The sequence below is a fragment of the Chryseomicrobium sp. FSL W7-1435 genome, assembly GCF_038595005.1.
In the GTDB taxonomy this organism is placed as follows: Bacteria; Bacillota; Bacilli; order Bacillales_A; family Planococcaceae; genus Chryseomicrobium.
This window is the reverse complement of the sequence record NZ_CP151997.1, coordinates 1868250-1881796: the sequence shown is the minus strand read 5'-3', so window position 1 is coordinate 1881796 and position 13547 is coordinate 1868250. Positions and strand designations below refer to the sequence as shown.

17 protein-coding genes and 1 pseudogene are annotated in these 13547 nt (G+C 40.2%); 13 read left to right on the top strand and 5 right to left on the bottom strand.

Annotated features, from left to right (window positions below):
- Window positions 1-3 precede the first annotated feature (3 nt).
- From miaA to glnA, 5 genes are all read left to right on the top strand, one after another.
- Window positions 4-918: a tRNA (adenosine(37)-N6)-dimethylallyltransferase MiaA gene (gene miaA / locus MKY84_RS09575; protein WP_342525779.1), complete on the top strand. Its 915-nt coding sequence runs from the start codon at window positions 4-6 to the stop codon at window positions 916-918.
- Window positions 919-968: 50 nt separating this feature from the next.
- Window positions 969-1196 carry an RNA chaperone Hfq gene (gene hfq / locus MKY84_RS09570; protein WP_342525778.1) on the top strand — a complete coding sequence of 76 codons (228 nt, stop codon included), beginning with the start codon at window positions 969-971 and terminating at the stop codon, window positions 1194-1196.
- A 56-nt stretch (window positions 1197-1252) separates the two neighbouring features.
- Window positions 1253-2491, top strand: a complete 1239-nt coding sequence (locus MKY84_RS09565) for a methionine gamma-lyase family protein (protein ID WP_342525777.1) — start codon at window positions 1253-1255, stop codon at window positions 2489-2491.
- A gap of 85 nt (window positions 2492-2576) precedes the next feature.
- Complete coding sequence (locus tag MKY84_RS09560; RefSeq protein WP_342525776.1) at window positions 2577-2969, top strand: MerR family transcriptional regulator; 393 nt, start codon at window positions 2577-2579, stop codon at window positions 2967-2969.
- A gap of 20 nt (window positions 2970-2989) precedes the next feature.
- Complete coding sequence (gene glnA, locus MKY84_RS09555) at window positions 2990-4324, top strand: type I glutamate--ammonia ligase (RefSeq protein ID WP_342525775.1); 1335 nt, start codon at window positions 2990-2992, stop codon at window positions 4322-4324.
- Between the two features lie 131 nt (window positions 4325-4455).
- Here glnA and MKY84_RS09550 read toward each other — a convergent pair.
- Window positions 4456-4689, bottom strand: a pseudogene (locus tag MKY84_RS09550) (tyrosine-type recombinase/integrase); the annotation flags it as partial.
- A 64-nt stretch (window positions 4690-4753) separates the two neighbouring features.
- A complete protein-coding gene (locus MKY84_RS09545; RefSeq protein WP_342525774.1) occupies window positions 4754-5386 on the bottom strand; it encodes an IS3 family transposase in 633 nt (210 codons plus the stop codon).
- A gap of 38 nt (window positions 5387-5424) precedes the next feature.
- On the opposite strand from MKY84_RS09545, the gene MKY84_RS09540 reads away from it, so the two are divergent.
- Window positions 5425-5547, top strand: a complete 123-nt coding sequence (locus tag MKY84_RS09540; protein WP_342525773.1) for a hypothetical protein — start codon at window positions 5425-5427, stop codon at window positions 5545-5547.
- Window positions 5548-5611: 64 nt separating this feature from the next.
- Here the strand turns inward: MKY84_RS09540 and lexA are convergent, their stop codons facing one another.
- Window positions 5612-6235, bottom strand: coding sequence for a transcriptional repressor LexA (gene lexA, locus MKY84_RS09535; RefSeq protein WP_342525772.1), 624 nt, complete (start codon window positions 6233-6235; stop codon window positions 5612-5614).
- 162 nt (window positions 6236-6397) lie between these two features.
- On the opposite strand from lexA, the gene MKY84_RS09530 reads away from it, so the two are divergent.
- The 5 genes from MKY84_RS09530 (at window position 6398) to MKY84_RS09510 (ending at window position 10158) form a co-directional block, all read left to right on the top strand.
- Window positions 6398-6709: a LysM peptidoglycan-binding domain-containing protein gene (locus MKY84_RS09530; protein WP_342525771.1), complete on the top strand. Its 312-nt coding sequence runs from the start codon at window positions 6398-6400 to the stop codon at window positions 6707-6709.
- The gene (locus MKY84_RS09525; RefSeq protein WP_342525770.1) at window positions 6706-7356 is read left to right on the top strand and encodes a recombinase family protein; all 651 of its coding nucleotides are present in this window, start codon (window positions 6706-6708) and stop codon (window positions 7354-7356) included. The genes MKY84_RS09530 and MKY84_RS09525 overlap by 4 nt, the downstream gene beginning before the upstream one ends.
- A gap of 82 nt (window positions 7357-7438) precedes the next feature.
- Complete coding sequence (locus MKY84_RS09520; protein ID WP_342525769.1) at window positions 7439-7672, top strand: DUF896 domain-containing protein; 234 nt, start codon at window positions 7439-7441, stop codon at window positions 7670-7672.
- 71 nt (window positions 7673-7743) lie between these two features.
- Complete coding sequence (tkt, locus tag MKY84_RS09515; RefSeq protein WP_342525768.1) at window positions 7744-9732, top strand: transketolase; 1989 nt, start codon at window positions 7744-7746, stop codon at window positions 9730-9732.
- Between the two features lie 189 nt (window positions 9733-9921).
- On the top strand, window positions 9922-10158 hold the full coding sequence (locus MKY84_RS09510) for a YneF family protein (protein WP_094941717.1): 237 nt from the start codon (window positions 9922-9924) through the stop codon (window positions 10156-10158).
- A 7-nt stretch (window positions 10159-10165) separates the two neighbouring features.
- On the opposite strand, the gene MKY84_RS09505 is transcribed toward MKY84_RS09510, so the two are convergent.
- Window positions 10166-11116 (bottom strand): alpha/beta hydrolase, encoded by a 951-nt coding sequence (locus MKY84_RS09505; protein ID WP_342525767.1) that lies wholly within the window; start codon window positions 11114-11116, stop codon window positions 10166-10168.
- Between the two features lie 38 nt (window positions 11117-11154).
- Entirely contained in the window at window positions 11155-12015 is an 861-nt protein-coding gene (locus MKY84_RS09500) for a hydroxymethylglutaryl-CoA lyase (protein ID WP_342525766.1), read from the bottom strand.
- A gap of 77 nt (window positions 12016-12092) precedes the next feature.
- On the opposite strand from MKY84_RS09500, the gene MKY84_RS09495 reads away from it, so the two are divergent.
- On the top strand, window positions 12093-13280 hold the full coding sequence (locus MKY84_RS09495; RefSeq protein ID WP_342525765.1) for an acetyl-CoA C-acetyltransferase: 1188 nt from the start codon (window positions 12093-12095) through the stop codon (window positions 13278-13280).
- Window positions 13281-13282: 2 nt separating this feature from the next.
- Window positions 13283-13540: a YqkE family protein gene (locus MKY84_RS09490; protein WP_342525764.1), complete on the top strand. Its 258-nt coding sequence runs from the start codon at window positions 13283-13285 to the stop codon at window positions 13538-13540.
- The last annotated feature ends 7 nt before the right edge of the window (window positions 13541-13547 follow it).

Below are 13547 nucleotides of genomic sequence, written 5' to 3'. Positions count from 1 at the left end.
GCAATGAAAAATCAACAAGTGGTCGTCATTCTTGGTCCTACAGCAGTGGGCAAGACGGAGACCAGTATCCAACTCGCTAAAAAACTAAATGGAGAGATCATCAATGGAGATGCTCTCCAGGTGTATCAAGATTTAACGATAGGAACAGCGAAAATCTCTGAATCTGAAATGGAAGGTGTTCCTCATCATTTGCTTTCTATCCTACCACCGGATGCAAGCTTTTCCGTGGCGGAGTATCAACTTCTTGTTCGACAAAAGATTGAAGAAATTTCAGCAAGAGGTTGTGTACCAATTCTTGTCGGGGGTACAGGTTTGTATATCCAATCTGTCTTGTATGATTTCCGGTTTGAAACAAGTCCTCAAGATGTAGAACTACGAAAAAGGCTGGAGCTCCAAACAAATCAACAGTTATGGGAGCAACTCAATCAGCTAGATAGCGAAGCGGCTAAAGAAATTCCCTACCAAAATAAACAACGCATTATTCGAGCTTTGGAGAGGGTTTTGACCTCTGGAAAAACCAAACTGCAACAGCAACAAGACGTGGGAACTACCCCTTATTACAACTTCTACATTGTTGGGTTGAACCGTGATCGCACACAATTATATGATCGCATCAACCAAAGGGTGAATGTCATGCTAAAGAATGGTTTAGTCACTGAAGTGAAGGGATTGCTTCACACTGTTTCGAAAGATGCTCAATCTCTTAAAGCAATTGGCTATAAAGAAGTTGTAGAAGCGATTGAAAAAAACTGGAGTAGCGAACAGCTTACTGAAACGATTCAGCAAAATACGAGACGGTATGCGAAACGCCAGCTTACTTACTTTCGCAACAAGCTTCCTGTCAATTGGTATGACCCGCAACAAGACTATCAAAAAATTGAACAAGATTGTTGCTCTTTTTTAAAGGGAAATGACTAGGTCATGCCGAATATGTTAGTTAGAGAACATAGCAGAAGGGGAGTAATCAAATGGCCAACGTCAATATGCAAGATACATTCTTGAATCAGTTAAGAAAAAATGAAGTATTTGTTACTGTATTTTTATTAAATGGATTTCAATTAAAAGGACTTATTAAATCTTACGATAACTTTACAGTGCTGTTAGAATCAGATGGTAAACAGCATCTCATCTATAAGCATGCAATTTCTACTTTTGCGCCAAGCAAACGCGTTGAATTAAATCTCACAACAAACTAACAGAGAGCTCGTCCGTAATTGGACGAGCTTATTTTTCAGTAAGGACGGATTATTTCATGACAACTTATGTAACGAATGAGCAATTGCTCTTTATCGACCAAATTGAACAGCGAGTTCACAAACAACATAAAGAGGCAGAACGTATCGCATTTCATAACCAACAAAAAGTATTACAAGCGTTTTGGAAACACCAAGTGAGCGAACATCATTTGAATCCTTCATTTGGTTATGGATATGACGATGAAGGTCGAGACACACTTGAAAAAGTATATGCGGAAGTATTTCAAGCCGAAGCTGCATTAGTGAGACCACAAATCATTTCAGGTACCCATGCCATCACAATCGCCCTTTTTGGCGTTTTAAGACCTGGAGATGAACTGATCTATATGACAGGTCAGCCCTATGATACATTGGCTTCTATTGTTGACGGGGGTGAGCAAGATACGGGTTCTTTAAAAGATTTTGGGATTGCTTATCGCCATATCGATTTACTAGACAACAAAGCGATTGATTGGGATCAAGTGAAAGCAGCATGCACAAAACAACCTAAAGTAATTGCTATTCAGCGCTCAAGAGGCTACGCGACACGTCCGTCTTTTACAGTATTTGAAATTAAAGAAATGGTGGAGTTTGTCAAAAAACACAGTTCAGAAACAGTAGTCTTTGTGGATAATTGTTACGGAGAGTTTGTGGAAGAACTGGAACCGATTGAAGTGGGGGCTGATTTCATGGCTGGCTCACTGATCAAAAATCCAGGTGGTGGGCTTGCTAAAATAGGTGGGTATATAGCAGGAAATAAAGAAATCGTAGAAAAATGCGCGTTTCGTATGACTTCTCCGGGTTTAGGTGGAGAGGCGGGAGCTTCTTTGCATGCTCTTCAAGATATGTACCAAGGATTTTTCATGGCGCCGCATGTAGTGTTACAAGCAGTTAAAGGTGCTTATTTCACTGCCGCTGCGCTGGAGACTCGAGGTTTTCAGTCCTCTCCATCCTCACAGGAGAAACGTACTGACTTAATTCAGTCTGTGACATTCCAAACTGCTGAAGAAATGATTAAATTCTGTCAGCAAATACAAGCTTCATCACCTATCAATGCACAATTTGCACCAGTTCCTGCCTACATGCCGGGGTACGAAGATGATGTGATCATGGCAGCAGGTACGTTCATACAAGGTTCTAGCATTGAACTGACAGCTGATGGACCTATTCGAAGTCCTTATACAGCTTTCATACAAGGTGGTTTGACGTATGAACATGTAAAGTATGCAGTAATACGTGCACTGAACTCTTTGTAAAATTTTATGTTAGAAAAGCTAACATATCGTTGACATGTTAGCTTACATGACATATACTAAGGTTAACAAAGAGAGGAGGTGCAGTATGGAAAAGCAATGGAGAAGATCGATGCCTATTTTATCCATGAACATCGTCATGCAGCTAACTGGCCTATCAGCTAGACAGATTAGATACTACGAAGAGAATGAATTGATATTCCCTTCACGTACTGAAGGAAAGCAGCGCATGTTCTCATTGGACGACATTGACACTTTACTTGAAATCAAAGATTTGCTGACAAGTGGTGTCAATATTGCAGGTATCAAACAGATCTTTGAAATGAAGCAACAACCTACTGCCACCTCCGTACATAAAATTTCAGATGCGGAGCTTCGTTCAATCGTTAAAGAAGAATTGAAGAAATCGCAACTAAATCAGCGTGTCTCTTTACGGCAAGGCGATCTATCGCGATTCTTCAATCAAGGTAGATCTTATTAATCAATAGGAGAGTGAAAAGAATGGGTAAGTACACAAAAGAAGATATTAAGAATCTAGTAAATGAGCATGATGTGCGGTACATTCGACTACAATTCACAGACATTTTAGGAACAATTAAAAATGTTGAGATTCCAGTAAGTCAATTAGATAAAGCATTAGATAACAAAATGATGTTCGACGGTTCTTCAATCGAAGGATTTGTGCGTATCGAAGAATCAGATATGTACCTAGTGCCAGACCTTGACACATGGGTAGTGTTCCCGTGGATTACAGGTAAAGGGCAAGTAGCTCGTTTGATTTGTGATATCAACCGCCCAGATGGTTCACCATTTGAAGGAGATCCACGTAATAACTTAAAACGCGTTCTTAAAGAGATGGAAGAACTAGGGTTCTCTTCATTCAACCTTGGGCCAGAGCCAGAATTCTTCCTATTTAAATTAGATGAGAGAGGCGAACCTACTCTTGAATTGAATGACCACGGTGGCTATTTTGACTTAGCGCCAATGGATTTAGGAGAAAATTGCCGTCGTGACATCGTACTTGAACTAGAGGAGATGGGCTTTGAAATTGAAGCTTCTCACCATGAAGTAGCACCTGGTCAACATGAAATCGACTTTAAATACGCTAACGCAGTTGAAGCTTGTGACAACATCCAAACGTTTAAACTTGTTGTTAAAACTATTGCTCGTAAGCACGGTCTACATGCAACATTCATGCCTAAACCATTATTCGGTGTAAATGGTTCAGGAATGCACTTTAACTTGTCATTATTCAATGGCAAAGAAAATGCTTTCTTTGATGAAAATGCTGACATGCAATTAAGCGAAACTGCTAGACAGTTTATGGCAGGCGTACTGAAACATGTTCAAGGATTTACAGCTATCACAAACCCAACTGTTAACTCATACAAGCGCCTAGTACCAGGTTACGAAGCACCTGTTTATGTAGCATGGTCAGGACAAAACCGTAGCCCATTAATTCGTATTCCTTCTTCACGTGGCTTAAGCACACGTATTGAAGTACGTTCTGTAGATCCAGCTGCTAACCCTTACTTAGCAATGGCAGTTATTTTACAAGCTGGTTTAGATGGTATCAAAAACAAATTAACTCCACCACCAGCAGTAGATCGCAACATCTACAACATGAATGAAAAAGAGCGTGAGGAAGTTGGAATCGCTAACCTTCCAGGTACATTACAATCTGCTCTTAAAGAATTGTCTAAAAATGAAGTGGTTCGTCAAGGTTTAGGCGAACACATCTATGACAACTTTGTAGAAGCGAAAGAAATTGAGTGGGATATGTTCCGTACAACTGTCCACCCTTGGGAGCGCGAGCAGTACTTGAAGATGTACTAATTCTTACAAATCCAGTGGTATCAAGGGTTTGAAGGGTTTCGATAAAAAGTATGGGTGTCCTGATTGACACGAAAAATCTTCCGCACCCCAGAAACACCCCAAGTTTTTTAAAAATCTTCATTTTTCATCAATTATTCTCTTGCCTTACTTAGATAATTATTTATCTGGGTAAGGTTTTTTGTTTGGATTTTTCGCGATACGTGCATGTAGACTTCTCGAGTGACCTTGAGACCACCATGACCAAGTTGCTCACGAATGAATTCGACATCTACACCTAACTCCAACATCAATACAACATAGCTGTGACGTGTTGAGTGAATAGGATATTCTTTTCCGATAGCCCTCAGACAACTGCGATCAAAAACTCTTGCTAAGGTACTCTTAGGTTAGACTGACCTAGCGATATGAGACACATATAAAACATCTTGATTAGGCTGCCTTTACACCATATTTCATTGGTGTCAGGTAGCCTAATTTTTCTTGGATACGCTCTTCGTTATAATAATTTAAATAGTCTCTAATCCGCTCAGTGACCTCATGGTTCCCTAACGAATTGAATTTAACATACTGGAACTCCTCTGACTTTAGGTTTGAATGAAACGATTCAATCACCGCATTATCCCAACAGTTTCCCCTCCGGGACATACTGCTTATCAGATCATTCTTCTTGACGAAGTCCTGGTAGGCATACGAAGTATATACACTTCCTTGATCCGAGTGTATGATGACCCCATCGGGGCTACTACGGTGTTCCAATGCTTCCATTAAGGTATCTATGACGAGCGGCGTCTGTTGATGGTCGTATAACTTGTAGGCAACGATTTCATTATTGAATAGATCCATGATTGTTGAGAGGTATTTCGTAGTGCTGCCATATTGGATATAGGTGATGTCCGTCACCCATTTCTTGTTCGGTGCACTTGCCGTGAAGTCGCGCTTAAGAAGGTCTGGAGCTATTATGATGCTCTCACCCTGAGATCTCCATTTTCGTTTAGGCTTGATACGACACTGGAGATTGTACTTTTGCATGATTTTCTGAACGGTATTCCGATTTGCTGCCAACTTATAGTGCTTATTTTTTATTGATGGTGGTGTTTATCGTGACGGCTATTGATTCATGGTTCAATGGAGATTCAATCCTTGATATCGGTATTGCAATTATATGCTTAGCTGCACTCATCATCTTGAAAATGGCAACAGAAATGAAGAAGAGTGAAGACTGAAACACACTTTGCACATTTATTCATAACAAAAAAACTTCGCTGGAGGAAAATCCAGCGAAGTTTTTTAATGAATATGGCGGTACACACCCACAACCTTACCTAAAATGCTAACTCGATCGACGATGATCGGTTCGAGAGATGAATTTTCAGGTTGTAGTCTAAAATAGTTTTTCTCTTTAAAGAAACGTTTCACGGTTGCTTCGTCATCTTCAGTCATAGCAACAACGATATCCCCGTTATTTGCCGAATTTTGTTGTTTAACGACAACATGATCTCCATTCAAAATTCCGGCTTCAATCATACTATCTCCCATAATCTCCAGCATGAATAATTGATCATCCACTGTTCCGAACGTAGTTGGAAGCGGGAAGAATTCTTCAATGTTTTCGATGGCTGTGATAGGTTGCCCGGCCGTTACTTTACCTACTAAAGGTACTTGTAAGACAGATGCAGGTGAAATATCTTGTAATTGCTCATCTTCTAAAATTTCAATAGCACGTGGTTTAGTTGGATCTCTTCGAATAAGTCCTTTGCTTTCCAGGCGAGCAAGGTGACCATGAACAGTTGAGCTAGAAGCAAGCCCGACAGCCTCACCAATTTCACGAACGGAAGGCGGATATCCTTTTTTACGTACTTCTTCTTTTATGAAAGCTAAAATATCTTCTTGTCTCTTTGAAGCCTTTCTCATTAGGGTTCCCCTCCAAATCACGATCCTTATTTCATATCTAAAGTATAGCATTTGGACATATGAAATGCAAACATAGGTTCTAAAATGGTTTGACAAGAAACGTGTGTTCGTATTATGATGAATATACAAATACGAACATACATTCTTAAGGAGTGATTATACATGAAAAACAAGACATCGTTACTTTATACGGCATGCTTAGCCATTATTATTTTATTCACATTCACAACGCTGCACTTGAAGGCTCAATCTAGTGGAACTAATGAGATTACTATTTCTACAGGAGATTCTCTTTGGACTCTAGCTGAGCTTTATGTAGAATCTGATGAAAGATTGCACTGGATTGATCAAGTGATGCAACTTAATTATATGACCGACAGCAAAATTCTAGTTGGGCAAAGACTTACTATACCGTCAGAAGAACAGTTTGATTATTTGGGTGAACCTACTCAATTGGCAGGGACAGAACAATGACGCAAAATAAATGTGTCATTTATACACGTGTCAGTACCGATAAAGAAGCACAAGAGACTTCATTATCTAGGCAGCAAATCGAATTAGAGTCTTTAGCAAACGCTCAATCTTTACTTATATCTGCTAGTTTCAGTGATCAGCAAAGCGGTTATGATGTCGATCGCGAAGGGTTATTAGACTTGTTAACGTACATTAAAGAAAATGAGGTTTCGTATTTACTCATTCAAGACGAAACACGATTAGGCAGGGGTCACGCTAGAATGGCCATCTTACACCTTTTAGAAAAAGAACAAATTACAATTTTAACAGCACGAGAAGATGGAGAGTTAGCGCTCACGGAAACTGACACCATGGTACTCGGGATCTTATCCGTCGTGGAAGAATATCAGCGCAAGATTCATAACGCAAAAATCCGAAGAGGGATGAAACGCGCTGTGCAAAATGGCTATCAACCAGAGCGTAATTTAAAATCAAGAGGGAATCAGATGGGGAGAGAGCGAATCGAGGTACCTATCGAAGAAATTGTACGGTTGCGAATTGCAGGTTTAACCTATGAAGAGATTAGTGCCACTTTATCTGGGTTAGGTCATTCAATTAGTAAAGCCACTGTTCACAGACGATTTAAAGAATATAAGGATCAAGCTTGAGGTATTCCGCTTAGGAATGCCTTTTTTCTTGCACTTTTCAACAAATTCTCCTATCGTGTAATAGAAAGCAAGGAGGAATATCATGTTAAGTCCAGAAAAACTCGCTCGTATAAGTGAACTTTCTAATAAATCGAAAACAAACAAATTAACAGAGGTAGAAGCGAAGGAACAAACTGCCCTGCGCAAAGAGTACCTAGAAACGTTTCGTTCTACTATGAGAAAAACTATCGAAAATGTTAAAATTGTTGACCCTGAAGGAAATGATGTCACTCCTGATAAAGTTAAACAAGCAAAGCATAATAACCGTCTGAACTAGTAGAAGTAGTTGCTAGAACAGCAAAGGTTTACTACACTAAGAGAGTAATTAAAATCGAGAGGATGTCGTTCATGCAAGCAGAAAAAGATTTATTAGCAATCAGTACCATTCGTACACTATCAATTGACGCGATTGATAAAGCCAACTCTGGCCACCCGGGATTACCAATGGGGGCAGCACCTATGGCTTACACTCTTTGGACTCGTCATTTACGACATAACCCGTCAAATCCTAACTGGTTCAACAGAGACCGCTTTGTTCTTTCAGCTGGTCATGGTTCTATGCTACTTTATAGCTTACTTCACTTGAGTGGCTATGATCTACCAATGGAAGAAATCAAGAAATTCCGTCAATGGGACTCTAAAACACCTGGGCATCCAGAATTCGGCCATACAGATGGTGTTGAAGCAACTACAGGACCTTTAGGACAAGGAATTGGTATGGCTGTCGGTATGGCAATGGCAGAAGCTCATCTAGCCGCAACGTACAATACGACTCATGACATTGTTGACCACTATACGTATGCTCTTTGTGGTGACGGTGACTTGATGGAGGGTGTAGCTGCAGAGGCTATCTCATTAGCAGGGCACTTAAAGCTAAAGAAATTAGTGGTCTTGTATGATAGCAATGATATCTCACTCGATGGAGATTTAAATAAATCATTTTCAGAGTCCGTTAAAATGCGCTTTGAATCTTATGGATGGAACTATCTATACGTAGAAGATGGAAATGATGTAGAGGCTATTGATCAAGCAATTGCACAAGCTAAGACATCAGACCGTCCTACTATTATTGAAGTGAAAACTGTTATCGGTTTCGGTTCTCCAAATCGTTCAGGTAAAGCTGATGCTCACGGTGCTCCTATGGGTGCTGATGAAACGAAACTAGTTAAAGAAGCATACAAGTGGACATTCGAAGAAGACTTCTATGTGGACGACACAGTCTATGCAACATTTAAAGAAGCTACTGACAAACTAGGTGCAGAAGAAGAAGCGAAGTGGAACGACTTATTTACACAGTTTACATCACAAAACGCAGATCTTGCTAGCCAGTTGAAACATGCAATCGATGGCACATTCTCAATCGATTGGGATGCTGTAAAACCAACGTATGAAGTTGGAGCTTCAGTAGCAACTCGTTCAGCATCAGGTGAAGCAATTAATGCCATCGCTAAAAATCTTCCATCATTCTTTGGTGGTAGTGCCGATTTAGCCGGTTCAAATAAAACAACTATCAAAGGTGTTGGTGATTTCTCAGCTGACAGCTATGACGGGAAAAATATTTGGTTCGGTGTCCGTGAATTCGCTATGGGAGCAGCATTAAATGGGATGGCCTTACACGGTGGTTTAACAGTGTTCGGTGGAACATTCTTCGTATTCAGCGATTACGTTCGTCCAGCCATTCGTCTCTCTGCTCTTATGAACTTACCTGTCACTTATGTATTCACGCATGACAGCATTGCAGTAGGGGAAGACGGACCAACGCATGAACCTGTAGAACAGTTAGCTTCTCTGCGTGCAATGCCAGGTTTGTCTATCATTCGTCCTGCAGATGCAGTTGAAACGCAAGAAGCGTGGCAATTAGCTGTGGAGTCAACAGATACGCCAACTCTACTGGTGCTATCTCGTCAGAATTTACCTGTCCTTGAAGGGACTGTATCTGGAGCTTCTGAAGGAGTTGCCAAAGGGGCGTATGTAGTATCAGCAGGTGACAACCCTACTGGACTTTTATTGGCTTCAGGATCTGAAGTTAGTCTAGCGGTTGAAGCACAAAAAGTGTTAAAACAACAAGGTGTAGAAGTATCTGTAGTTTCCATGCCATCTTGGGACCGTTTCGAACAACAAGATGCTGCCTATAAAGAATCAGTACTTCCACGTTCAATTACTAAACGTTTAGCAATTGAAATGGGTGCATCATTAGGCTGGCACAAATATGTTGGTTTTGATGGAGATGTTCTTGCGATTGATCGTTTTGGAGCTAGTGCACCAGGCGAAAAAATCATGGAAGAGTTCGGATTTACAGCTACCAATGTAGCAAAACGCTTCCAAGAACTTAACTAATACAAAAAAATTGAATGAAATTTAATTAAATAAGTCAGCATCTTCTCTAGAGATTAATCATGGGAAGATGCTGACTTTCTTTTTAGGAGTCTCTTTTTTTCTGACTCTAGTCAATCATGGGAAAGATGTAGTATACTAGTGAATGGTGTCTGAGACACGTCGATTAGCCAGCAAAGGAGGATGACATACATGAATTTAGCACTTGCGATTACGTTGATTATCGTTGCTCTTATTCTCGGTCTTGTTGGAGGATTTTTCGCAGCACGTCAATATATGATGAAATATCTAAAAGATAATCCGCCAATCAATGAACAAATGCTTCGTATGATGATGGCCCAAATGGGACGTAAACCATCTGAGAAGCAAGTGAAACAAATGATGGCTCAAATGAACCGTGTTCAAACTAAACCAGGTAAACAAAAGTAAAAGCAGCTCAATTGAGCTGCTTTTCGTTTGTATAAAGGTGATATTTAATTAAGAAATCTAGTACCGTCATTTCATATTCTTCAGGGTTTTCATTAAAAGATTTGGCATGGGCACCTTTATCGAAAAATTTCAGCTCTTTGGCACCTGGCTTTTTGTCATATAAATCCTGAGCCATGTCAGGCAAGATGAAATCATCTGGTCTAGAATGAATGAAAAGGACCGGCTTTTCAATGCGATCTACAACATCGATTGGAGAGACTAGACGAAACGTATATCCTTCACGTAATTTCATAAACAAATTCGCAAGGCGCACAGTTAACATGGAACTGATGGGTGTAGTTTGCATCATCACGTGATGGACTTGGCGTTCAAAATCAGAGAATGCACAATCAGAAATATAAAAATCTGCATCATCACGTATCGATCCAGCATAGAGTAATGTGGTTGCAGCTCCCATCGACTCCCCATGTATACCGATAACTCCACCATCGCCAACACGCTCACGAAGCGCATCTACAACAGCCTCTAAATCCATTTTTTCATAATGACCAAAGCTTGTGGTTTTACCTCCAGAGTCACCGTGTCTTCGGTGATCATAAATAACACTATTATAGCCAAGCCTTTCAAACATTCGGACAAATCGCAAAGAATTAATCTTATTTTCGGTTACACCATGACAAATAATGACATAGTTCTTTGTATCATGGGGTTGAATAAAGATCGATTTCAATTGGTAACCATTTTTTGATTGAATCCAAACTTCTTCTTTTTTTATAGCATCATACCAAGATTGGTCTAATCGTTTTTCAGAAATTTCTCGATTTAAAATAAAATCAGGTTCTTTTTGTTTAATGTACATCAACCGATTTGTTGCCACAAATCCAATTAATGTCGTTAATGCAGTGATGAGGCTCGTTACTAAGCTTGTCCATAAGATGACCCTCTTTTTCATATTCATCATCTCCGATTATGTTGATACCTCCCTTTACCCCCAAGTTAGTGTATTGACACATGCGGTGAGATGACAGCAACTGCCTCTTTTAAAAGATCTTCATCAATTCCAGTTGCTATACCCATTCTATGCAGCATATGGACAACACGTTCTGTTGCGACATTGCCAGTTGCACCAGGTGCAAACGGACAGCCACCGAGACCACCAGCAGAGCTATCAAATCGATCAACCCCAGCTTGTAAAGCGGCAAAGATATTAGCAAGTGCCATTTTTTCTGTGTCATGGAAGTGTGCTGTAATCAAAGTATCAGGAAATTCTTTTTTTAGTAAAGAGAATAAGGTATAACTTTCGAGTGGAGAGGCCTTGCCGACAGTATCGGCTACGCTTAACTCATGGACGCCCATTTCGACAAATTCTCTACACAGAGAAATCACATCATCAATGCCTTGTTTGCCTTCATAAGGACAATAAAAAGCAGTTGATATACAAGCTCTTACAAAAATATTGTGGTTGAGCAGTTCAGCTATAGGAGCTCGAAGTTGTTCTACAGCTTCAGCAGTTGTTTTGTTAATATTCTTTTGATTAAAAGTTGAAGAGACACCCACAAAAACTGCTATATGGTCAGCACCCATGGTTTTAGCGTTTTCCATCCCGCGTTCATTAGGTGTTAACACAAATTGTTTCCCAAGACGATCAATTCTAGCCATAATTTCATTGGCATCTGCCATTTGAGGTACCCACTTTGGCGATACAAATGAAGTTACTTCCATTTCAGTAATTCCAGCCGCTTGAAGCGCACGAATATAGGCTAGTTTATGCTCAGTTTTTACATAGTTTTTTTCATTTTGCAGACCATCTCTCGGTCCAACCTCGATAATTGTCACTGTATTTGGTAAACTAATCATGGAACCATTCCCCCTTGATACTAGTTTACGCATAGTGAGGGAGAGGTCGCAAGAGGGATGAACAGGAGGAAATGATTATGTCAACTGAAGTTGTTATTGTAAGCGCTGTCCGAACAGCTATAGGCTCATTTCAAGGATCTTTAAAAGACGTACTAGCAACAAAATTAGGTGCAATTGTAATTGCTGAAGCCATTAAGCGTGCCGGTCTTCAAAATGAACAGATCGATGAAGTGATAATGGGGAATGTGTTACAGGCTGGACTGGGACAAAACCCTGCGCGCCAAGCATCTATTTTAGCGGGTTTGCCTCAGCAAGTACCAGCTATGACAATTAATAAAGTATGCGGCTCTGGATTAAAAGCTGTTCATTTAGCGACTCAAGCTATTAAAGCAGGAGATGCTGAGATAGTGGTAGCGGGTGGAATGGAAAATATGAGTCAAGCTCCTTATTTATTGATGGGAGCAAGAGATGGTTACCGTATGGGCAATCAACAAGCTGTAGACAGTATGATTACAGACGGTTTATGGTGTGCATTTAATGATTACCACATGGGTGTCACAGCCGAAAACCTTTGTACGAACTATGGATTAACTCGTGAAGAACAAGATGAGTTTGCAGCTCGTTCACAACAACGTGCAACTGCCGCAATCGAAGCGGGTAAATTTGAGGAAGAAATCGTCTCTGTAGAAATTCCACAGCGTAAAGGTGACCCAGTCATCTTCAATGTTGATGAGTACCCTAAAAAGGGAACAACAGCTGAAAAATTAGGCAATCTACGAGCGGCATTTAAAAAAGAAGGTTCAGTCACGGCAGGTAACGCATCAGGTATTAATGATGGGGCAGCAGCAGTTATCGTTATGTCGAAACAAAAAGCACAAGAGCTAGGCTTACCTATTTTAGCTACAGTTGTAGCCAATGCTTCTGCAGGTGTAGATCCAGCAATCATGGGAATTGGTCCAGTGGAAGCTGTTACTAAAGTAATGAAAAAATCAGGTTATACAGTTTCAGATATGGATTTAGTTGAAGCAAATGAAGCATTTGCAGCTCAAGCATTAGCAGTTGATCGTGAATTGCACTTTGATGCTGATAAATTAAATGTAAATGGTGGGGCTATAGCACTTGGTCACCCAATTGGAGCTAGTGGTGCTCGTATTTTTGTCACTCTTTTACACGAAATGAAAAAGCGTGACGCGAAGACAGGCCTTGCTACTTTATGTATTGGTGGAGGACAAGGGGTAGCTACCATCGTTTCAAGAGGTGAATAAAAGTGAAAAAGAAGAGAAAGCAAAATCAATCTACTCAACCGACCACTAAACAGTCAGACGAGCGACTTACTTTGAAAGATCAACTATCAGAATCTGTATTTACAAAGTTGCTAGAGACCAAATCTTCTCTCACTGCTGAGCAACAAAGGCGCGAAGAAGAGGAACAGGCTAAAAAATTATTCGAAAAAAAACAACGAGAAAAAAATATGAGTTTTGAAGAACTCTTGGACCAGTATGGTGAAAAAGGTTCCAAATTTTAAAAATGGA